The sequence below is a fragment of the Nonomuraea sp. NPDC051941 genome, assembly GCF_044593615.1.
In genome coordinates this window covers 93,548-112,433 of the sequence record NZ_JBIUCF010000008.1, presented here as the reverse complement: position 1 = coordinate 112,433, position 18,886 = coordinate 93,548, and the positions used below count along the sequence as shown (strand labels likewise).

Below are 18,886 nucleotides of genomic sequence, written 5' to 3'. Positions count from 1 at the left end.
TCCTTGTCACGGGTTGGGGACGGTGTCCGTGAAGGAGGTGCCGGCGGCGCGCAGGGAGGCGACACGGCCGGTGACGTCGGCGGGCGGGACGACCTCGTTCTTGCTGTAGTAGAGCCAGTCCACCTGCTGCCGGTACGTACGCGTCCCCGTGGCGGCCTGAAGATCGATGAACCACTGGTTGAACATGATCCACATAGGCGTCTCGGGATAGTAGATGTCACCGTGGTCGGCGAACAGGCGGCCGTCCACGTAGTACCTGATCCGGCCGCCGGAGACCTGGATCACGAGGTCGTGCCAGCCGGCGAAGCTCGCGCGCTCCTCGGTGTGGGTGTTGACGGCCTGCCACGGGTCGGCCTGGTAGGTCTCCCAGCTGGTGGTGTAGAGGATGTTGGACGGCTCGCCCCAGCCGCCGTTCGGCAGGTACTCGAAGTCGAGCTCGCCGTAGTCGGGGTCCAGGTTGTAGCGCAGCGGGGTGATGGTGAAGAACGTCTGCACCACGTGCTCGCCGTCGGGGCCACTGGCCGGGGCGTCGCTGAAGCGGACGCGGGCGGCGTAGGTGCCCTCGAAGAACTTGCGGTTCGCGGTGGACAGCTCGGTCTGGACGGTGCCGGCGGCGGTGCCGTTCGTGGCGGAGTCGAGCGTCAGCAGGCCGCCGGGGAACGAGACCGCCGAGGGCGACCAGGTGGCGCCGGGCACGCCGGGGCCGCCGGAGCTGGAGCGCACCGTCCAGCCGCGCTGGGCGAGGCGCGGGTCGCTCGACCCCGTGTACGTGAAGTCGTCGAACAGCACGCCCGCCGAACCCGTCGGGGGGACCGTGGGGGTGGGAGTGGGGGTCGGCTCGGTGCCGTTCGGCCGCCCCCACGCGAGCTGGCCGTTGACGTGGACGGTGACCTTGTCCCAGTTCGTGTAGGCGGTGTTGGACCCGTAGGAGTAGTCGTCGCTCTGCGTGAACGTCTGCCAGTCCGCGCGGTAGAAGCGCAGCTGCAGGTCGCCGGTGTTCGCGCCGGGGGCCAGGCTGCCGGAGGTGAAGCCGACCTCCAGGTACTGGTCGGCGCCCGACTGGCGGACGAACTGCCCGGTCACCGTCGAGCAGCCCACCACGGCCCAGGAGCAGGCGAAGCGGTAGGTCTCCGCGCCGGTCAGGTAGTAGCGGATCTTGACCTGGTTGAGCGGGATCGTGGTGGTGCCGTCGTTGAAGAGCTGGAGCCAGGGCTCGGCCTGGGCGGTGGTGGCTCCAGGGGCGCTGGTGCGGTACTGGAGGCGTACGGACTGCTGGGCGTTGGCCGGGGCGACCAGGGCCACGACGACGAGGACGAGAGGGAGAGCTAAGGAGAGGACAACTTTTCCGATATTTCGGTACATGGGGGGTTCTCCTTGCGAGGTCCGGCCCCGGATTCCGGGCATGCCGAACAGAGCTCGTGACAGCTTGCGGAGGACTCAGGCGCCGCGCCGGATGCGACCGGCGTACAGCGCCTCCAGCTTGAGGTTGTGGGCGTCGCCCTCGGGGACGTTGGCCGACAGGTAGACCGGCGGCACCTCGCCCGCTTCGAGCAGGTTGCGTACGGTCTGGGCCACGACGAGCTGGGCCAGCAGCGCCGAGGTGATGGTGGAGACGGCTCCGACGGAGGCGCCCGCGTCGGGCAGGGGGAGCACGGCGTCGCCGTAGGGCGCCCGGTTGTCCAGGACGACGTCGGCCAGGTCGAGGAGCTTGCGGCCCGAGGGGTGGCGGGACGCGACGGCTTCGCCGTGGGCGCGCGAGGTGATCGCGATCAGGTCGTGACCGCGCTCCTTGACGAGCGTGGCCAGCTCGACGACCACGCCGTTGACGCCCGAGTTGGAGATGATGACAAACAGGTCGCCGGGGTGGACGGGCGCCAGGTCGAGAATGGCGCGGGCGACGGACGGGTCGCGTTCGAGGTCGTAGCGGTCCAGTTCGGAGCGGGGGGCGTCGCCGTACAGGACGAGGTCCCTGAGCGCGAGCTTGCTGGTGGGCACGAGGCCGCCGGCGCGGCCGGCGATCTCCATCGCGACGGCCTCCGAGTGGCCGGAGCCGAACGCCTGGATGACGCCGCCCGCGCTCACCGCCTTGGTGAAGAGGCCGGCGGCTCGGGCGATCTCCGGATCTTCCGGGATCGTCCGGACGAGGTCGGCGATGTGCTGAGCGAACTTTGCTGGATCTACTGTCATAAATCCCCTTCCGGGAGCCGATGTCCGGCCACCGCCCGGACAGTCACGTCGAATGCCTGCCTGGTGCGCTCGTACGTGCGTTGGGCCACCGACACGTATACGACGTCGAGCACCAGGAGTTGCGAGTGGATCGCGGCGAACCCCTCCGACCTGAAGCTCGTCGCGCGGCTGGCCGTGGTCAGCACCAGCTCGGCCACCTCGGCCAGCGGGGAGCGCGGCTGCGAGGTGACGGCCACGGTGATCGCGCCGTGGCTGCTCGCCTCCGCGAGCACCTCGATGACCTCGCGCGTCCGGCCGCTGTGCGAGATCCCGATCGCCACGTCGCCCTGTCCGAGCAGCGCGGCGTCCGTCAGCGCGCTGTGGGCGTCGGACCTGCTCCAGGTCGGTACGCGCATGCGCTGCAGCCGGTACTCCATCTCGCTGGCCACCGCCGCGCTGCTCGACACGCCGAACAGCAGCACCCGCCCGGCCCTGGCCACCGCCTGGGCGGCCTTGTCCACCACGGCCAGGTCGAGCTGATCGGCGGTCTCCTGGATGAGGCGGATGTCGTTGCCGGACACGACGCCGAGCACCTTGTCGAGGCTGTCGTCGGGGAGGATCTCCTGACCGATGTCGGTGTGCCAGGTCTGCTGGGCCTTGCGGCCGGTCTCGGTGGCGACGGCCACGCGCAGCTCGGCGTACCCGGTGAAGCCGAGGGCGCGGCAGAAGCGCGTGATAGTCGCCGTGGACGTCCCGCTCCGCTCGGCCAGGTCGACGATGGTCAGCCGGGCGGCCTCGGCGGGCGCGGCCAGGATCACCTCGGCCACCTTGCGCAGCGCCTCGGGCATGTCGCGCTGCTCGGCCTCGATGCGGTTGAGTAGTTCCACGCGATGAAAATTATGACCAGGATCTGGCGCCGTCAAGGCATTTGGGCAATAATTTTTGACATGCTGGTACTCGGGGTCGACGCGGGCGGCACCTCGTCGCGGGCCGCGCTGTTCACGGTGGACGGGGCGCCGGTCGGGCGAGGGCACGCGCCCGGCGCCAACCCGGTGACGCTCGGCATGGACCGGGCCCGCGCGCACCTGACCGCCGCCGTCCAGGAGGCGGCATCATCCTCGTTACCGCACGTCAGCGCGGTGGTTATGGGGCTGGCGGGGAATCCCGGGGCGTGCCGGGAGCTGGCCGGGCGCGTCCTGCGCCCGCTCCTCCCCCAGGGCCTGCCGGTACGGGTCGTCGGCGACACCGTGACCGCGTTCGCGGCCGGCACCTCCTCGCCGTCGGGCACCGTCCTGATCTCGGGGACGGGGGCGATCGCGGCAAAAATTACCGATCACGAGCAGACGGCGACCGCCGACGGGTACGGGTGGCTGCTCGGGGACGAGGGCTCGGGCTTCTGGCTCGGCCACGCCGCCGCCCGCGCCACCGTCCGCGCCCTCACCGCCCTCACCGCCCTCACCGCTCGCAGCGCCGGGGGCGGGTCACTGATGGAGCTCGTCGTCCGGCAGTTGCTGCCCGAAGGCGTGGGCGAGGATCCGGTCGCGCAGCTCGCGGCGGCGGTGCACGCCCGGCCGCCGCTGGCGCTCGCCGAGCTGGCGCCCCTCGTCAGCCGGGCCGCCGAGGCGGGCGACCCGGAAGCGCGGGCCCTAGTCGCCGAGGCTGCGGCCCGGCTGGCGGGCACCGCGGCCCAGGTGCACGAGCCGGGCCTGCCCATCGTGCTCGCAGGCGGCGTGCTCACGTCGGAGGGCCCGGTCCAGCGAGCGGTCCACGACCTCCTGGCGGACGCCGTCACGGCGGGGGACCCGGCGGGGGCGGCGGCCTGGCTGGCGGCCCGCGACCTGCTCCCGGAGCCCGAGGCGCGGGCCCGGCACGCCGCCTTCACCACCTGATCCCGGCTACTCGTCCAGGATCTTCGTGTCGCCGTAGACGGGGTTCTTCGGCAGTCGTTCCTTGGTCACCATCAGGCGCACGACGCCGGCCTTCTCCGACTGGACCTCCCAGACCATCCAGTCGTCGCCGACCCTGGCCGACTGCTGCTTCGGGTCCACCCCGTAGCCGTCGTTGTCCGGCGCGGGGGTGATGATCTGGAAGACCGCCTCGAGGCCGCGCCGGCGAACCTCGGCCATGACCTCGCCCACGGTCTTCCCGTCGGCGCGGTAGCCCGCCAGCATCTCGCCTTTCTTCATGGCCGAGCGCCAGTTCTGGTACCTCTCCCCCGGCCGCGCCGCCCGCCCCAGCCGGACCGAGGCCCAGCCGGTCCAGCCGCGGGCCACCTCGACGGTCATCGCGCAGCCCGCACTGCCGAACGCGCAGCCCTCGGGCGACGTGCCGTTGGTGATGGACTCGCCGTTGGGCGCCAGCCGACCGCTCAGCCGCATGCCCGTGATCTGGCCCACCTGGGTGGGAGACACCGGCACGACCTCCAGGTTCACGTTCAGGCCCACGGCTTTGAAGCCCTCGGTGTACTTGGCGTAGTCGGCGAACGGGTCCTTGATGGTGGCCACGTACATGTCGCCGCGCAGCTCGATGTCGATGGCGGAGCTGGCGTAGGAGGTGGCGGGGCCGCGCGCCCCGAGGACGGCGGGGGCGATCACGGCGGCCGCGGCGAGCCCGGTGACGGCCACGGCGCCCACGGCCAGGCGGGTACGCCACCGAGGGGTCCGGCGGCGGGCGGGCTCGGCGGCGGGCTCCTCGGAGGTGATCGAGGCGAGGAGCGCCCGCGCCCCCGCGCCGGACGCCTGGCCTGCCAGATCCTCGTCGCGGACCCTGGCGAGGTGCTGCAACTCGTTCACGCGGACTCCATGATCAGGTAGTTGACGGTCACGCCCGCCGCGGCCAGCGCCTTGGAGAAGCGCTTGCGCGCCCGGTGGAGGCGGATGCGGACGGCGTTGCGCGAGCAGCCGAGCACGGTGGCGATCTGGGCCCGGTCCAGGCCCTCCCAGGCCACCAGCGAGATCAGCTCCCGGTCTTCCTCGGACAACTGCTCGAACGCCCGCGCGATCGCGCCCAGCTCGACGCTGGTCTCGGGCGAGTGCGCGTACAGGTCGGCGAGGTCGGCGTCGAGCTCCATGCTGTGGTTGCGGTGCCTGGCCTGGCCGCGGCGGTGGTTGGCCAGCACGTTCCTGGCCACCCCGTACAGCCACAATCTGGACGCGCCGCCCGGCGGCAGCGCGTCCATGCGGCGCCAGGCGATCGCGAACGTCTCGGCGACCACGTCCGCCGCATCCTCCGGCGAGTCGCAGCGGCGCATGGCGTAGCCGAGTATGTGCTCGTACGTCTGCTGGTAAACGGCCTCGAACCGGGTCCTCCGGTCGTCATCCACGGGCGGTCCCCATGGTCGGCCTCCTCGGTCGTCGGGATCGGATCACCCCGTACATGTCGGAGGCATCATCAGCATTTCAGCCGATTTTTCACCGTACGAGCAGGGCGGCGCTCCCGTAGCTGCCCCCGAACCCCGTCACGAGGGCCACCTCACGCCCCTCACGCAGCTCCCTGACGGCCTGGGCCACGTTGTTCAGGCCGTGCACGTAGCCCTCCGAGAGCAGCCCGCCGTGCGGGTTCACCCACGCGTGCCGGCGCTCCAGCAGGTACGGCCCCAGGTCCGCGCGCTCGACCAGCCCGAAGTCCTCCAGCTGCCGGGGCACGAGCCACGAGTAGGCGTCGTACGGCAGTGCCACATCCACGTCCGACGGCCGCAGCCCGGACGCCTCCCAGAGCATGGGCGCCACGTACGCCGAGAAGATCGCGGTGACGTCCGGGGCGCGGTCCATCGACGAGCAGCCGGGGCCTCCCCCGCGGACGACCGCCCGCACGCGCGGCCCGTCGAGCACGCCGCTGATCACGAGGGCGCAGGCCCCGTCGGTCTCCTGGCAGCAGTCGACCGTGCGGAGGGGGGTGCTCACGTACGGCCGGGCGAGGTAGTCGGCGAGCTCCAGGGGTTCGCGGCGCAGGGCCCGTGGGTTGGCCTTGGCGTTCTCCCTGGACTGGGCGACGACCGCGTGCAGGTGCTCCTCCGTGAGGCCCGTGTCGTGCAGGTAGCGGGTCGCGGCCAGGGCGAACAGCGGGATCGGGCCCGCCAGCCCGTACGTGAAACGCTCCTGGGGGCCGGTGGAGACGGTGTTCATGCGCTTGCCGGAGCGGCCGTTGAGCGCCCGATAGACCACGATATTTCGCGCCAACCCGGCATGTATGAGCATCGCCGCGTCGCCCAGGATCGACGCCGCCTGCGTGCCTCCCCCGGCGATGTCGTTGTGCCACCCGAGCCGCTCGATGCCCAGGGCCCGCGCGACCTGGACGACGGGGGCGGAGTCGTTCAGGTGGTAGCTGAGCACCGCGTCCACGTCACGCGGCCCGATGCCCGCGTCCGCGCACGCCGCCCGGCACGCCTCGACCGCCAGCTCCAGCTCGCTCCGCCCGGACTCCCTGGTCAGCGCCGTCATCCCGACGCCGGCCACCGCCGCCAACCCCCCGAACGGCTGCTGTGTTGATGGCCTCACTCCGTGAGGCGGGCTCGGTCGCTTCAAGCCGTCGCCTTCCCTCGTCGCTCTGGTCGCTCCGCTCCCGGCGCTCCTCAGTCCAGCCGACGGCGCTCCCTCGCCGTCGGCCCGCTCTGTAGACGCACGCTAGCCCGCGCCGACAGCCGAGACAAGCGCTTGCTCGGCAACCACATCCAATCCGGAAATGTCGCCACCAGTGGATAACTGAATATCTTCACGGGAGGCAGGTCCTCTTGTAATACGGAGGAGTGATCAACCGATAAGCCCATCATCACGCTGAGGTGAGGGATGGATCTACGTTACGTCCGGTACGCGATGGCGATCGCCCGCGCGGGCAGTCTCCGCCGCGCCGCCACCGCGCTGCACATCGCACAGCCCACGCTGTCGGAGCAGCTCAGAGCCCTGGAGAAGGAGATCGGCGTCGAGTTGTTCAGCCGATCGTCCAGCGGCGTGCAGCTGACCGAGGCGGGCGAGGCCTTCCTGGCCCAGGCCACCGTGGCGGTCGACGCCTTCGACCGCGCCGTGGCCGCCGCCAGGAACAGGGTCACGACCGCGCGCCTGGGCGTGGCCGACGGGCTGGCGGACGTGGTGGCCCGGCTGCTCTCCCAGCTCCAGACCTCCAACCTGCGCGTGGCCCCCATGGGGACGGCCGAGCAGATCGTCTCCATCGCGGACGGCACCCTGCAGGCCGGGCTCGGCTACGCGCCGGGCTCGCTGCCCAGGGGCGTGGCCCGCATGCTGGTCCACCGTTTCCCGGTGCGCGCCCTGCTCCACCGCGATCACCCATTGGCGTCGTACGAGGCGCTGTCGCTGGCGGACCTGGCGGGCGAGCCGCTGGTGATGCCGGAGTCCGACGCGGTCGCCGGGGCCCGCCGCTTCCTGGAGGGTTTCGTACGGCACCGCCTCCACCCCCGCCTCGGCCCGGCCGCGGCCACGCACGATCTGGTCATCAACATGGTGGAGGAAGGCGCGGGCTACGCGCTTTGCGTCCACGAGGGCACCACCATCCCCGACACACTCGCATTTGTCCCTATAAAAGAGGACGTGCCGCCGCTGGAGGTGGTCTTCCTCTGGAACCGCCAGACGGACGTCCACGAGCTCCTCAGCGCCGCCCGGCACCTCGCCCGCTCTGGATAGCGCTATTATCTAGCGATGCGCATCTCCGAACTCAGTGCCAAGTCCGGTGTGGCCATCCCGACGATCAAGTACTACCTCCGCGAGTGCCTGCTGCACCCGGGCGAGCAGACAGCCGCGACCAGAGCCGAGTACGACGAGTCCCACCTGCGCAGACTCCGCCTGATCCGAGCCCTGCTCGAAGTGGGCCGGCTCCCCGTCGCCTCGATCAAGAAGATCATCGAGGCCGTCGAGGACGAGTCGCTCCCCCTGCACCTGCTCCTCGGCACCGCCCACTACGCCCTGAGCGCCACGGTCGAGCCCGAGCCCGGCGAGGAGTGGCAGATCGCCCGCGACGAGGTGGACCGCCTCGTCGCCGGCCAGGGCTGGGACGTCTCGCCGACCGCCCCCGCCCGGGACGAGCTGGCCCAGACGATCGTCCGGATGCGCCAGCTCGGCCTGCCCGTCGACCTGAAGCCGTACGTCGAGATCGCGCAGAAGCTCGTCTCCGAGGTCGAGATGAACACCATCCCCTTCGACGGCCCGCGCGACGCCGCCGTGGAGGCCCTGGTGCTCGGCACCGTCCTGTACGGCAAGGCGTTCGAGGCGCTGCGCCGCATGGCCCAGGAGTCGGAGTCGGCCCGCCGCCTGTCCCCCTAGACGAGGCTGTTCTCGCGCAGCAGCGCGAGGTTGTTCACGGTGACGGCCCCGCGCCAGTCGAGCGCCCCGGCCGGGGAGATACGCGCGTAGTCCACTTCCCATCCGCCGTCGTCCTTCTGCTGCCCCGCCAGTCGTACGAGGTCCGCCGCGATCACGTCGGGCTCGAAGAGGTCGCGGGCCGGCCCGCCCGGGTGGGGCGCGAAGTCCAGCGGCCGCAGCGTCTCGTGCTCGGTGCCGCCCTCGACCGGCACCCGCCCGTCCGCGGGGATGTGCGCGGCCAGCCGCTTGAGCAGGTCGGCCGCCCTGGGCTGGGTGTCGTACACGGCGTCGAGGAAGCGCACCGCGAACGCCAGCACGTACGCGTGCGGCGCCTTGTCGAGCTCCTGGATCGCGTCGAGGCAGTAGCGCGTGGCCCGCTCCAGCCACGGATGCGCGGCGACGGCCGGATCGTGGGCCGCGACGCGGTGGGCGGCGGCCGCCGAGATCGAGGTGATCTGCAGGGACGAGGTGTCCGCGTCGCCGCCCGCCCACCAGGGCGCGGTGGCCTCGCCGACGGTGAGCGGCAGCGAGAACGGCACCCCGCCGTCCGGCAGCGTGACCGAGTCCAGCCAGTCGCACAGCGCCGCGGCCCGGGGCGAGGTCACGGGGGCGACGTCCGCGAACACCTCGAAGGCGTGCAGCGCGGCCCCCGGTTGGCTCTCGGGTGGGCGCAGGTCCGGCTCCAGGCCCCAGCCGTAGCCGCCGTCGGGGTTGCGGTAGGCCTCCAGCGCGCCCAGCGCGGAGGCGGCGTCGCCGTCGCCCATGAGCAGGTCGTAGCGGCGGCGGTCCAGTACTCGTGCGTGCCCGGCGAGGAAGCCGGGGATCGCGGAAAGGTTCACGTTCATGGACTCATCGTGCCCACGTCGGCGACATGCGGTCTTGTAAGTTCCGGACCGATCCGCCGGCGGTGAGAATGGGGCGCATGGACGGCGAGCGGGCCCGCGCGAGGTTCCGGGGCGAGCGGGTGGCGCGGCTGGCCACGGCGAGCGGCGACGGGACACCCCACCTGGTGCCCGTCACCTTCGCCGTGGTCGCGGACCGGGTGGTGATCGCGATCGATCACAAGCCGAAGACCACCACCGACCTGAGACGGGTGCGCAACATCCGGGAGAACCCGCGGGTGAGCCTGCTGGCCGACCACTACGAGGACGACTGGACTCGGCTGTGGTGGGCCCGCGCCGACGGCCTGGCCGCGGTCGTCGAGGAGGGGCCGGAGCGCGAGCCGGCGCTCGACGCGCTGGCGGCCAAGTACGGCCAGTATCGCGAGCACCGGCCCGGCGGCCCCGTGATCCTCGTGGACGTGACCCGCTGGAGCGGCTGGTCGTTCACTCCGTGATGGTGACGGGCCGCTTCAGCAGCCACAGCGCGGCCCGCTGGAGCATCGCGCGGTGCACCTCGTTGTCGTACGACCTGGTGTCGTGGCCCAGCGCGTCGTAGAACACCCGGCCGCGCCGCACCGGCCGCGCCCAGACCAGCGGCTGGCCGTTCGAGGACGCCAGCGGATCGACGTCCGGCAGGATGTCGAGGTCGCTGTAGACCTCGTCCACCACGTCGAAGTCCCGCAGCCCCTCGACCACCGGGTGATCGCCGTGCACCCGCACGCCGGTCCACCCCAGCGGGGGATGGTGGGACTTGGGCCAGGTCCAGCAGCCGCCCAGGACGCGCGGCCAGCCCTGCCAGTCGTCGAAGCAGATCGACGCCGAGTGCATGCACAGCAGCCCGCCGCCCCGGTCGAGGTGATCGAGGAGCGTGGTGCGGGCCTGCGCCGGTAAGGCGAAGCGCCACTCGTCACGCAGGTCGGCGAAGCGGTCGTGGTCCATCTGCCAGCGCAGCGCGTTGACGGTGATGAGCTGGACCTCCGACGGCTCGCTCAGCGCGCCCGCGATGTCCTCGGTGATCTCCGACTCGACCCCCACCTCGGCCAGCACCCCCGCGAGCGCTGCCGACGTGGCGGCGAAGTCGTGGAACGGGCCTCCTGACAGGATCAGATTTCTCGCCACCCGCCAAGCTCATCATGCTTACCGCGGCTTTTCCACCCATGGAGCGTCGACTGGCCCCACTTCGGCACCCTCGCCGGTGACCGGGCATGATGCCAATCGTGGACTTCGAGGAGCACCGCCCCATGCTGCTCGGGCTGGCCTACCGCCTGCTCGGCAGCATGTGGGACGCCGAGGACGTCGTACAGGAGGCCTGGCTGCGCTGGCAGGGCACCGACCGGAGCGAGATCAAGGAACCGCGCGCCTTCCTGGTGACCGTGGTCTCGCGGCTGGCGCTCGACCAGCTGCGCTCGGCGCGGGTCAAGCGTGAGGCGTACACGGGGCCGTGGCTGCCCGAGCCGGTGATGACGGCGCAGGCGGGGCCGCTGGACACGGCCGAGCTGCGGGACACCGTCTCGTACGCGACCCTGCACATGATGGAGCGGCTGTCGCCGCCGGAGCGGGCGGTGTTCGTGCTGCGGGAGGCGTTCGAGCTCCCGTACGACGAGATCGCGGAGATCGTCGGCATCTCCGTCCCCAACGCCAGGCAGCTGCACCGCCGAGCCTCCGTCCGGCTCGCCGAGGGGCGCGACCGGTTCCACCCGTCGGCCGAGGACCACACCGAGCTGCTGACGAAGTTCATGGACGCGGCGGCGGGCGGCGACCTCGCGGCGCTCACGGAGCTGTTGCACGAGGACGTCGTGTCCTACAACGACGGCGGCGGCAAGGTCAGGGCCGCGCTGCGGCCGATCCTCGGGCGCCACAAGGTGGTGGCCTTCCTCAACGGCCTGCTCAGCCGCTACGACTTCGCCGACTCCCGGCTGATCGAGCTCAATGGCCAGCCGGCCCTCTGGACCCGGGTCGCGGGCCACCGCCAGGTCGTGCTGATCGAAGTCCACGACGGCCTCATCACGCGCATCTACGGCCTGCTCAACCCCGACAAGCTCACCCGCGTCACCCCCGACGCAGAGGTCGCGGCACTCCCGCACGATCTATAGTCGCCCCTATGGATCTCGGCATCTCGGGCAAGGTCGCCCTCGTCACCGGAGGCAGCGCGGGCATCGGGCTCGCCGCCGCCAAGAGCCTGGCACGGGAGGGCTGCGACGTCTGCGTCGCCGCCCGCAACCCGGAGCGGCTCGCGGAGGCGGTCGTGCAGTTGCAGGAGTACGGCAAGGTCGTGCACGCCGTGCTGGCCGACGTGGAGGACCCGGCCGCGGCCCGCCGGGTGGTCGAGGAGACGCGTGACGTGCTCGGCCCGATCGACATCCTGGTGGCCAGCTCCGGCGGACCGCCGGCCGGCCGCTTCGACGAGACGAGCCTGGCCGACTGGGACGTCGCCGTCCAGCGCAACCTGCTCGGCACCGTACGCCTGATGTACGCGGTCCTGCCCGAGATGCGCTCGCGCGGCTGGGGCCGCATCGTCACGATCACCAGCAGGTCGGCCCGCGAGGCGCTGGACGGCCTGGCGCTGTCCAACGCCACCCGCTCGGCCGTGGCCGGCGTCGTGCGCACGCTGGCCCGCGAGGTGGCCCGCGACGGCGTGCTGGTCAACAACGTGATGCCGGGCCCGATCGACACCGATCGGCTGCGGACGCTGGCGGGCGACGAGGAGGGGCTGGCCCGGCGGGGCGAGGCGGTGCCGATCGGGCGCGTCGGCAACCCGGAGGAGGTCGGTGACGTGGTGGCGTTCCTGTCCAGCGAGCGGGCCTCGTTCGTGAACGGGATCTCGATGCTCGTGGACGGCGGCGAGAGCCGCGTCATCGCGTAACGGGCGTCACTTCCGCACCAGCGTGCGCGCGATCGCGGCGGCCCAGGGCTCGTCCGCCTCCGGGAGCTCGACGTAGTACGTCAGGTTCGCCCGGTGGAAGCAGGCGCCCATCAGCATCGACGCGGCGGCGTCGGCGTCGATCCCCTCGTCGAGCCGGCCGCCGCGCTGCTCGGCCCGGAGGATCTCGGCCAGCGCCCGGATCGGCAGGTGCGGGCCCATGTCGCTGGCGGCCAGCATGCCCCTGAACCCCGCCATGAGCGACGGGTCGGCCAGCAGGCCGGAGGCGATGGCCGCGGCCTTGGTGTAGAACTCCAGCGCCATCAGCGCGAACTCGGCCAGGTTGCCGGCCAGGTCGCCCTGCCCGGTGCTCTCCCGCAGCCGCTCCAGCGCGGGGCCGAGCGCGGGCAGCCGCTCCAGCAGGACGGCGAGGAACAGCGCCTCCTTGCCGGCGAAGTGCTTGTAGAGCAACGCCTCGGAGCAGCCGGCCTGCTGGGCGATACGCTTGGTGGTGGCACCCGCGATGCCGAACTCCCTAATCGCCTGCTCGGCGGCGTCGATGATGCGATCGCGTGTACGCATCCGACCATGATATGAGCGAGTGCCTACCGACTCCCCCGCACATGACATGCTTCCAGTAGGGACGAGTGGGGAGAAGACATGGACAAGCCGGTCATCGTTACCGTTGATGACGATCCGGGCGTCTCACGGGCGGTGGCCCGCGACCTGAGACGCCGCTACGGCCAGGAATACCGGATTGTCCGCGCCGAGGCGGCCCGGGACGGCATCGAGGCCGTCCGGGAGATGCGGCTGCGGGGTGACGAGGTGGCGGCCATCCTGGCCGACTACCGCATGCCGCAGATGAACGGCGTGGAGTTCCTCGAGGCCGCCATGGACTTGTATCCGTACGCGCGCAGGGTGTTGCTGACCGCCTACGCCGACACCGACGCCGCGATCCAGGCGATCAACGTGGTGGATCTGGACCATTACCTGCTCAAGCCGTGGGACCCGCCGGAGGAGAAGTTCTACCCGGTGATCGACGGCCAGCTCGACGCCTGGATGCGCACGGACCGGATCGAGCGGTCCGAGCTGCGGGTGGTGGGCGACCGGTGGTCGGCTCAGTCGTACAAGGTGCGTGATTTCCTGGCCCGCAACCACGTGCCCTACCGGTGGATGCTGTCGGAGGACCCGGAGGGCGAGCAGCTGGTGAAGGCGGCCGGCGAGGGCTGCCACCTGCCGCTCGTGGTGACGGCCGAGGGCACCACCCTGGAGTCGCCCGATCAGGCCACGCTGGCGGCGGCGGTGGGCCTGTCGACCACGCCGGCCACCGACTTCTACGACCTGATCGTGGTCGGCGGCGGGCCGGCCGGGCTCGGCGCGGCCGTCTACGGCGCCTCGGAAGGGCTGAGGACCGTGCTGGTCGAGGCCTACTCCTCGGGCGGCCAGGCGGGGCAGAGCTCCAGGATCGAGAACTACCTGGGCTTCCCCGACGGCGTCTCCGGGCAGCAGCTCGCGGACCGGGCGCGCAGGCAGGCGCTGAAGTTCGGGGCGGAGCTGCTGACCGCGCGCAAGGTGGTCTCGCTGGAGCCGCGCGGGCAGGCGCGGGTGGTCGGGTTCAAGGACGGCGGGGAGATCGCCGCGCACGCGGTGATCCTGGCGACCGGCGTCACCTACCGCCGGCTGGACGCGCCGGGGCTCGACGAGTTCACCGGCCGGGGTGTCTTCTACGGCGCCGCCCTGACCGAGGCGCCGTCCTGCCAGGACACCGACGTCTACATCGTGGGCGCGGCCAATTCGGCCGGGCAGGCGGCCGTCTACCTGTCGGGATTCGCGAGCAAGGTCAATTTGTTGGTGAGGGGTGACGGTTTGGAGAAGTCCATGTCGCACTACCTCATCGAGCAGATCGCCGCGATCCCCAACATCGAGGTGCACCTCCAGACGGAGGTCGTCGGCGGTGAAGGCGACGACCACCTGGAGCGGCTGACGCTCTCGACCAAGGGCGAGCAGCGCACGGTCGACGCGCAGTGGCTGTTCGTGTTCATCGGGGCGGAGCCGTACACGTCGTGGCTGGGCGAGACGGTCGAACGCGACGAGAAGGGGTTCGTGCTGACCGGGCCCGACCTGGTGCAGGGCGGGAAGCGGCCGCGTAACTGGCCGCTGCGGCGCGAGCCGTACTTCCTGGAGACGAACGTGCCCGGGGTGCTGGCCGCGGGTGACGTACGCGCTGACTCGATCAAGAGAGTGGCCTCCGCCGTCGGCGAGGGCGCGATGGCCGTCGCGCTCGTGCATCGCTACTTGGAGAAGCAATGACCAACATCGACATCGATGAACTGCGCAAACTCTTCCTCTTCGAGCGGCTGAACGACGAGCAGCTCACCAAGCTGGCCAACAGCGGCCAGGTGCGCACGTTCGGCCAGGACGAGGTGATCCTCCAGCAGGGCGACCCGGCCGAGTGCTTCGCGGTGCTGCTCGAGGGCGAGATCCAGATGATCAGCGAGACGGTCAGCGCTGGGACCGTGGCGATGCCCCGTGCGTCGCAGCCCGGCGTCTACGGGGGCGCCACCAGCGCCTACCTCGGCGACCGGGCGCCGCAGACGTACCAGCACACGCTGCGGACCACCGCGCCGACGCGGATGTTCATGCTGCCGGCGAAGAAGTTCGCCTACATCGTGGCCGAGTGGTTCCCGATGGCGATGCACCTGCTCGACGGCATGCTGTCGGGCGGGCGGATGCAGAGGGAGGTCATCGACCGGCGGCAGCGGCTGACCGCGCTCGGCACGATCACGGCCGGGCTCACGCACGAGCTGAACAACCCGGCCGCCGCGGCGGTGCGCGCCGCGAGCGAGCTGCGCTCGCTGATCAGGACCTCGCGCCTCCAGCTCGCCCAGCTCGCCGAGGAGGGCATCCCGCCGGAGAAACTGCGCATGATGATCGAGTGGCAGGAGTCCTGCACGGACAACCTGGGCAAGCTGCCCCAGCGCAGCCCGCTGGAGATGTCCGACGCCGAGGACGAGCTGGGCGACGCGCTGGACGAGCTGGGCGTCGAGGACGCGTGGGACCTGGCTCCCGCGCTGGTCATCGCCGGGTTCACGCCCGAGGCGCTGGAGAAGATCCGCACCAAGGTGGGTGAGGAGCGCGCTCCCTCGGCGGTCCAGTGGCTGGCCAAGGCGATCGAGATCTCCCAGATGCTCAACGAGGTGACCGAGGCCACCGAGCGCATCACGTCGCTGATCGGCTCGGCCAAGCAGTACTCGCAGATGGACCGGGCGCCGTTCCAGCAGGCCGACGTACACGACCTGCTCGACAGCACGGTCGCGATCTTCCGCGGCAAGATCCCCCCGGGCATCACGGTGGCCACCGACTACGACCGCACGCTGCCGCCCATCCCCTGCTACGCGGGCGAGCTGAACCAGGTCTGGACGAACCTCATCCACAACGCGCTCGACGCGATGGGCGACGGCGGCACGCTCACGATCCGCACGGCGCACGACGAGGACGAGGCCATCATCGAGATCGGCGACACCGGCCCCGGCGTGCCCGAGGCGATCAAGGACCGGATCTTCGAGCCGTTCTTCACGACGAAGAGCGTGGGTCAGGGCACCGGTCTCGGCCTGGACATCTCGTACCGGATCGTGGCCGGGCGGCACGGCGGGGAGATCAAGGTGCGCTCGGTCCCGGGCGAGACCTGGTTCGAGGTACGGCTGCCGCTCCGGGAGCCGGTTGTCGCCGTCTCTTGACCTTACTCTTGTCAGGACGCTTCCTTACCGCGTGTAATGGTTGACCGAAATGCGGGAAGGAGGGGTGCCCGTGAGCGCGTCCGAGACGGTGACAGGTTCGCGGTCCCTGAACGGCCTCCTCCGGGTGCTGGGCGGGATCGAGCGGCTGGGCAACAGGCTGCCCCATCCGTTCTGGCTGTTCGTCATCCTGGCCGCGTTACTGGCGCTGGTCAGCTGGGGTCTGGCGGCGGCAGGGGTGTCGGCGGTCAACCCGGCGACGGGCAAGACCGTCGTGGCCAAGAACCTGCTGTCCGCCGACGGCGTCCGGATGATGGTCGGCGACGCGGTCACGAACTACACCTCGTTCCCGCCGCTCGGCACGATCCTGGTCGTCATGCTCGGCGTCGCGGTCGCCGAGCGCTCGGGGCTGCTGGCCGCCGTGCTGCGCTCCGGGGTGTCGAGGGTGTCGCCGAAGTGGGTGACGTTCGCGCTGGCGTTCACCGGCATGGTGGCGCACGTGGCCTCCGACGCCGCGTACGTCGTGCTCATCCCGCTCGGCGCGCTGGCCTTCCGCGCGGTGGGGCGCAGCCCGATCCTGGGCATCGTGGTGGCGTTCGTGTCGATCTCGGCGGGCTACGACGCCAGCCCGCTGATCACGCCGACCGACGCCATCCTGTCGGGGCTCACCACGGCCGCCGCGCACACCGTCGATCCCGCCTACACGGTCACGCCGCTGGCCAACTACTTCTTCTCGCTGGCCTCCTCCCTGGTGCTGGCCGCCACGATCACCCTGGTCACCGAGCGCGTGCTGGCGCGCCGGGTCGAGTCGATGCCCATCGACCCGGAGCCCTCCCCCACCGCCCCCGCCCCCGCCTCCACCGGCTCCTCCACCTCCTTCGACGAGGATCTGGGCGCGCTGGCGCTCAGCGTCTCGGAGCGGAAGGGGCTGCGGGCCGCGTTGATCGCGCTCGTGGTGTACGTGGCCGCCGTGGTGGCGGCCGTGCTGCCCGCCGGGTCGCCGCTGCGCGGCAAGGACGGCGGCATCGTGCAGTCGCCGCTGCTCACCTCCATCGCGATCTTCCTCGCGCTGGCGTTCCTGGCCGTCGGGTGGGCGTACGGGAAGGCCGCCGGGACGATCACCGGCAGCCGGGACATCCCCGGTTTCATGGCCCACGGGTTCCGCGAGATGGCGCCGATCCTGGTGCTGTTCTTCGCGATCTCGCAGTTCCTGGCGTACTTCAAGTGGACCGGCATCGGCGAGATCATCGCGATCGACGGGGCCGGCCTGCTGAAGTCGGCCGGGGTGAGCGGGCCCGTGGTGTTCCTGGGCATCCTGGTCGTGGTCACCCTGATCAACCTGGTGGTGACCAGCGGGTCCGCGCAGTGGGCGCTCGTCGGCCCCGTCTTCGTGCCGATGCTGATGCTGCTGAACATTCCGCCCGAATACACCCAGGCCCTCTACCGCATCGCCGACTCGTGCACCAACGCGATCACGCCGATGAGCCCGTACTTCGTGATGGCGCTCGGCTTCCTCCAGCGCTACCGGCGCTCGGCCGGGATCGGCACACTGGCCTCGATGACCATCCCGCTCTCGTTCACCCTGCTCGTCGTCTGGACGCTGCTGTTCTTCGCATTCTGGTGGCTCGGCATCCCGCTCGGCCCCGGAGCGCCGATTCCTTAGAAAGGACCTCGTGTTGATCACCGACTGGGCCCGGCAGGCCCTCCCGGCCATGCTCGACGACCTCAAGGCCACGGTGGAGCTGGAAACCCACAGCTACGACAAGGCCATGCTGGTCAAGGGGCTGCGTGAGATCCGCGGCCGGGCCGTCGAACGCCTCGGGACGCCGGACGAGGAGGTCCTGCACGACGGCGGGTCCTACGGCGACATCCTGGAGCTGACCTACCGGGGCACCGCGCCCGGCACCGTGCTCATGCTCAGCCACTACGACACCGTCTGGCCGACCGGGATGCTGGCCGCCTGGCCGTTCGCGGTGGTGGACGGCAAGGCGACGGGGCCCGGCGTGTTCGACATGAAGACGGGCCTCGTCCAGTCGATCTGGGCCCTGCGCGGGCTGCGCGAACTCGGGCTGCCGCATCCGAGCGTGCGCTACCTCTTCAACGGGGACGAGGAGATCGGCAGCCCCGCCTCCCGCGCGCACATCGAGGCGGCCAGCGAGGACACGCTGGCGACCCTGGTCTTCGAGGCCTCCCAGGAGGGAGCGCTCAAGACCGCCAGGAAGGGCGTGGGGCTGTTCAACGTGAGCGTGACCGGGGTGGAGGCGCACGCGGGGCTCGACCCGTACGCGGGGGCGAGCGCCATCCACGCCCTGGCCGAGATCGTCACCACCCTGGCCCGGGCCGGCTCCCGCGAGCGCGGCACCACCGTGAACGTCGGCCTGATCAGCGGCGGCACCGGGCGGAACGTGACGGCCGGGGACGCGAGCTGCGGAATCGACGTACGCGTCACGGATCCGGCGGAGATGGGACGCATCGACGACGTCTTCGCCGGCCTGAAGGCGTCGGACCCCCGGGTGACCATCTCGGCCACCGGGGAGTGGAACCGCCCGCCCATGACGCCGAACGCGGCCTCCCAGCGGCTGTTCAAGGAGGCGCGGGAGGTGGCGGCCGGGTTCGGATGGCTGCTGGACGAGGTGTCGGTGGGGGGCGCCAGCGACGGGAACTTCGTCTCGGCGCTGGGCCGACCGGTGCTGGACGGGATGGGCGCGGTGGGGGGCGGGGCGCATGCGCGGCACGAGCACGTGCTGGTGGAGCACATCGCGGAGCGCACGGCGCTGACCATGGGCCTGATCACCGCCCTCGCCTGACAGCCGCCTGTTCCATGGGTCGCTGATCCACTGCCACGCGCCCTCGACCGGGGTCTCCGCCCGGACCGCCAGCACCCGCCTTGTCCTGCACCTCGGGATGGGGCAGCCCTTCCGGGCGAGGCGCGGTGCG

Annotated in this window: 19 protein-coding genes; 10 read left to right on the top strand and 9 right to left on the bottom strand. The window is 71.3% G+C overall.

Features of this window, described 5'->3' with window-relative positions:
- Positions 1 to 6: 6 nt before the first annotated feature.
- From ACIHFD_RS16280 to ACIHFD_RS16270, 3 genes are all read right to left on the bottom strand, one after another.
- The gene (locus ACIHFD_RS16280; protein WP_397367558.1) at positions 7 to 1,362 is read right to left on the bottom strand and encodes a cellulose binding domain-containing protein; all 1,356 of its coding nucleotides are present in this window, start codon (positions 1,360 to 1,362) and stop codon (positions 7 to 9) included.
- 75 nt (positions 1,363 to 1,437) lie between these two features.
- Positions 1,438 to 2,187, bottom strand: a complete 750-nt coding sequence (locus ACIHFD_RS16275) for a sugar isomerase domain-containing protein (protein WP_397367557.1) — start codon at positions 2,185 to 2,187, stop codon at positions 1,438 to 1,440.
- Positions 2,184 to 3,053 (bottom strand): MurR/RpiR family transcriptional regulator, encoded by an 870-nt coding sequence (locus ACIHFD_RS16270; RefSeq protein WP_355201494.1) that lies wholly within the window; start codon positions 3,051 to 3,053, stop codon positions 2,184 to 2,186. The genes ACIHFD_RS16275 and ACIHFD_RS16270 overlap by 4 nt, the downstream gene beginning before the upstream one ends.
- A gap of 60 nt (positions 3,054 to 3,113) precedes the next feature.
- On the opposite strand from ACIHFD_RS16270, the gene ACIHFD_RS16265 reads away from it, so the two are divergent.
- Complete coding sequence (locus ACIHFD_RS16265; protein WP_397367556.1) at positions 3,114 to 4,055, top strand: N-acetylglucosamine kinase; 942 nt, start codon at positions 3,114 to 3,116, stop codon at positions 4,053 to 4,055.
- Between the two features lie 6 nt (positions 4,056 to 4,061).
- On the opposite strand, the gene ACIHFD_RS16260 is transcribed toward ACIHFD_RS16265, so the two are convergent.
- The 3 genes from ACIHFD_RS16260 to ACIHFD_RS16250 all read right to left on the bottom strand — a co-directional run bounded on the left by ACIHFD_RS16260 (position 4,062) and on the right by ACIHFD_RS16250 (position 6,605).
- Positions 4,062 to 4,958, bottom strand: a complete 897-nt coding sequence (locus ACIHFD_RS16260; RefSeq protein ID WP_397367554.1) for a hypothetical protein — start codon at positions 4,956 to 4,958, stop codon at positions 4,062 to 4,064.
- Positions 4,955 to 5,488, bottom strand: coding sequence for an RNA polymerase sigma factor (locus tag ACIHFD_RS16255; RefSeq protein WP_397367553.1), 534 nt, complete (start codon positions 5,486 to 5,488; stop codon positions 4,955 to 4,957). Before ACIHFD_RS16255 ends, ACIHFD_RS16260 begins: the two co-directional genes overlap by 4 nt.
- Before the next feature lie 88 nt (positions 5,489 to 5,576).
- The gene (locus tag ACIHFD_RS16250; protein WP_397367678.1) at positions 5,577 to 6,605 is read right to left on the bottom strand and encodes a thiolase C-terminal domain-containing protein; all 1,029 of its coding nucleotides are present in this window, start codon (positions 6,603 to 6,605) and stop codon (positions 5,577 to 5,579) included.
- Between the two features lie 345 nt (positions 6,606 to 6,950).
- On the opposite strand from ACIHFD_RS16250, the gene ACIHFD_RS16245 reads away from it, so the two are divergent.
- Positions 6,951 to 7,799 (top strand): LysR family transcriptional regulator, encoded by an 849-nt coding sequence (locus ACIHFD_RS16245; RefSeq protein WP_363967814.1) that lies wholly within the window; start codon positions 6,951 to 6,953, stop codon positions 7,797 to 7,799.
- Between the two features lie 15 nt (positions 7,800 to 7,814).
- Positions 7,815 to 8,435: a MerR family transcriptional regulator gene (locus ACIHFD_RS16240; RefSeq protein ID WP_397367552.1), complete on the top strand. Its 621-nt coding sequence runs from the start codon at positions 7,815 to 7,817 to the stop codon at positions 8,433 to 8,435.
- Here ACIHFD_RS16240 and ACIHFD_RS16235 read toward each other — a convergent pair.
- Positions 8,432 to 9,319, bottom strand: a complete 888-nt coding sequence (locus ACIHFD_RS16235; RefSeq protein ID WP_397367551.1) for a hypothetical protein — start codon at positions 9,317 to 9,319, stop codon at positions 8,432 to 8,434. The two genes, ACIHFD_RS16240 and ACIHFD_RS16235, sit on opposite strands and share 4 nt — an antisense overlap.
- A 77-nt stretch (positions 9,320 to 9,396) precedes the next feature.
- On the opposite strand from ACIHFD_RS16235, the gene ACIHFD_RS16230 reads away from it, so the two are divergent.
- A complete protein-coding gene (locus tag ACIHFD_RS16230; RefSeq protein WP_397367550.1) occupies positions 9,397 to 9,810 on the top strand; it encodes a TIGR03668 family PPOX class F420-dependent oxidoreductase in 414 nt (137 codons plus the stop codon).
- On the opposite strand, the gene ACIHFD_RS16225 is transcribed toward ACIHFD_RS16230, so the two are convergent.
- A complete protein-coding gene (locus ACIHFD_RS16225; protein WP_397367549.1) occupies positions 9,800 to 10,474 on the bottom strand; it encodes a ThuA domain-containing protein in 675 nt (224 codons plus the stop codon). The two genes, ACIHFD_RS16230 and ACIHFD_RS16225, sit on opposite strands and share 11 nt — an antisense overlap.
- A 98-nt stretch (positions 10,475 to 10,572) precedes the next feature.
- Here ACIHFD_RS16225 and ACIHFD_RS16220 point away from each other — a divergent pair, with 98 nt between their 5' ends.
- Positions 10,573 to 11,448, top strand: a complete 876-nt coding sequence (locus ACIHFD_RS16220) for an RNA polymerase sigma-70 factor (protein WP_397367548.1) — start codon at positions 10,573 to 10,575, stop codon at positions 11,446 to 11,448.
- Between the two features lie 8 nt (positions 11,449 to 11,456).
- A complete protein-coding gene (locus tag ACIHFD_RS16215) occupies positions 11,457 to 12,218 on the top strand; it encodes an SDR family oxidoreductase (protein ID WP_397367547.1) in 762 nt (253 codons plus the stop codon).
- 6 nt (positions 12,219 to 12,224) lie between these two features.
- Here the strand turns inward: ACIHFD_RS16215 and ACIHFD_RS16210 are convergent, their stop codons facing one another.
- Positions 12,225 to 12,797 (bottom strand): TetR/AcrR family transcriptional regulator, encoded by a 573-nt coding sequence (locus ACIHFD_RS16210; RefSeq protein ID WP_350724507.1) that lies wholly within the window; start codon positions 12,795 to 12,797, stop codon positions 12,225 to 12,227.
- A 78-nt stretch (positions 12,798 to 12,875) separates the two neighbouring features.
- Here ACIHFD_RS16210 and ACIHFD_RS16205 point away from each other — a divergent pair, with 78 nt between their 5' ends.
- The 4 genes from ACIHFD_RS16205 (at position 12,876) to ACIHFD_RS16190 (ending at position 18,756) form a co-directional block, all read left to right on the top strand.
- Positions 12,876 to 14,525, top strand: a complete 1,650-nt coding sequence (locus ACIHFD_RS16205; protein WP_364240387.1) for an FAD-dependent oxidoreductase — start codon at positions 12,876 to 12,878, stop codon at positions 14,523 to 14,525.
- Positions 14,522 to 15,952, top strand: coding sequence for an ATP-binding protein (locus ACIHFD_RS16200; protein WP_397367546.1), 1,431 nt, complete (start codon positions 14,522 to 14,524; stop codon positions 15,950 to 15,952). Before ACIHFD_RS16205 ends, ACIHFD_RS16200 begins: the two co-directional genes overlap by 4 nt.
- Positions 15,953 to 16,022: 70 nt before the next feature.
- On the top strand, positions 16,023 to 17,612 hold the full coding sequence (locus ACIHFD_RS16195; RefSeq protein ID WP_397367545.1) for an AbgT family transporter: 1,590 nt from the start codon (positions 16,023 to 16,025) through the stop codon (positions 17,610 to 17,612).
- A 10-nt stretch (positions 17,613 to 17,622) separates the two neighbouring features.
- Positions 17,623 to 18,756 (top strand): M20 family metallopeptidase, encoded by a 1,134-nt coding sequence (locus tag ACIHFD_RS16190; protein WP_397367544.1) that lies wholly within the window; start codon positions 17,623 to 17,625, stop codon positions 18,754 to 18,756.
- The last annotated feature ends 130 nt before the right edge of the window (positions 18,757 to 18,886 follow it).

Excerpts from the sequence above, each read along its gene's own strand:
- ACIHFD_RS16280 (WP_397367558.1), bottom strand. The coding sequence starts at position 1,362 with ATGTACCGAAATATCGGAAAAGTTGTCCTCTCCTTAGCTCTCCCTCTC.
- ACIHFD_RS16275 (WP_397367557.1), bottom strand. The coding sequence starts at position 2,187 with ATGACAGTAGATCCAGCAAAGTTCGCTCAGCACATCGCCGACCTCGTC.
- ACIHFD_RS16265 (WP_397367556.1), top strand. The coding sequence starts at position 3,114 with ATGCTGGTACTCGGGGTCGACGCGGGCGGCACCTCGTCGCGGGCCGCG.
- ACIHFD_RS16250 (WP_397367678.1), bottom strand. The coding sequence starts at position 6,605 with ATGACGGCGCTGACCAGGGAGTCCGGGCGGAGCGAGCTGGAGCTGGCG.
- ACIHFD_RS16245 (WP_363967814.1), top strand. The coding sequence starts at position 6,951 with ATGGATCTACGTTACGTCCGGTACGCGATGGCGATCGCCCGCGCGGGC.
- ACIHFD_RS16240 (WP_397367552.1), top strand. The coding sequence starts at position 7,815 with ATGCGCATCTCCGAACTCAGTGCCAAGTCCGGTGTGGCCATCCCGACG.
- ACIHFD_RS16235 (WP_397367551.1), bottom strand. The coding sequence starts at position 9,319 with ATGAACGTGAACCTTTCCGCGATCCCCGGCTTCCTCGCCGGGCACGCA.
- ACIHFD_RS16230 (WP_397367550.1), top strand. The coding sequence starts at position 9,397 with ATGGACGGCGAGCGGGCCCGCGCGAGGTTCCGGGGCGAGCGGGTGGCG.
- ACIHFD_RS16215 (WP_397367547.1), top strand. The coding sequence starts at position 11,457 with ATGGATCTCGGCATCTCGGGCAAGGTCGCCCTCGTCACCGGAGGCAGC.
- ACIHFD_RS16210 (WP_350724507.1), bottom strand. The coding sequence starts at position 12,797 with ATGCGTACACGCGATCGCATCATCGACGCCGCCGAGCAGGCGATTAGG.
- ACIHFD_RS16205 (WP_364240387.1), top strand. The coding sequence starts at position 12,876 with ATGGACAAGCCGGTCATCGTTACCGTTGATGACGATCCGGGCGTCTCA.
- ACIHFD_RS16200 (WP_397367546.1), top strand. The coding sequence starts at position 14,522 with ATGACCAACATCGACATCGATGAACTGCGCAAACTCTTCCTCTTCGAG.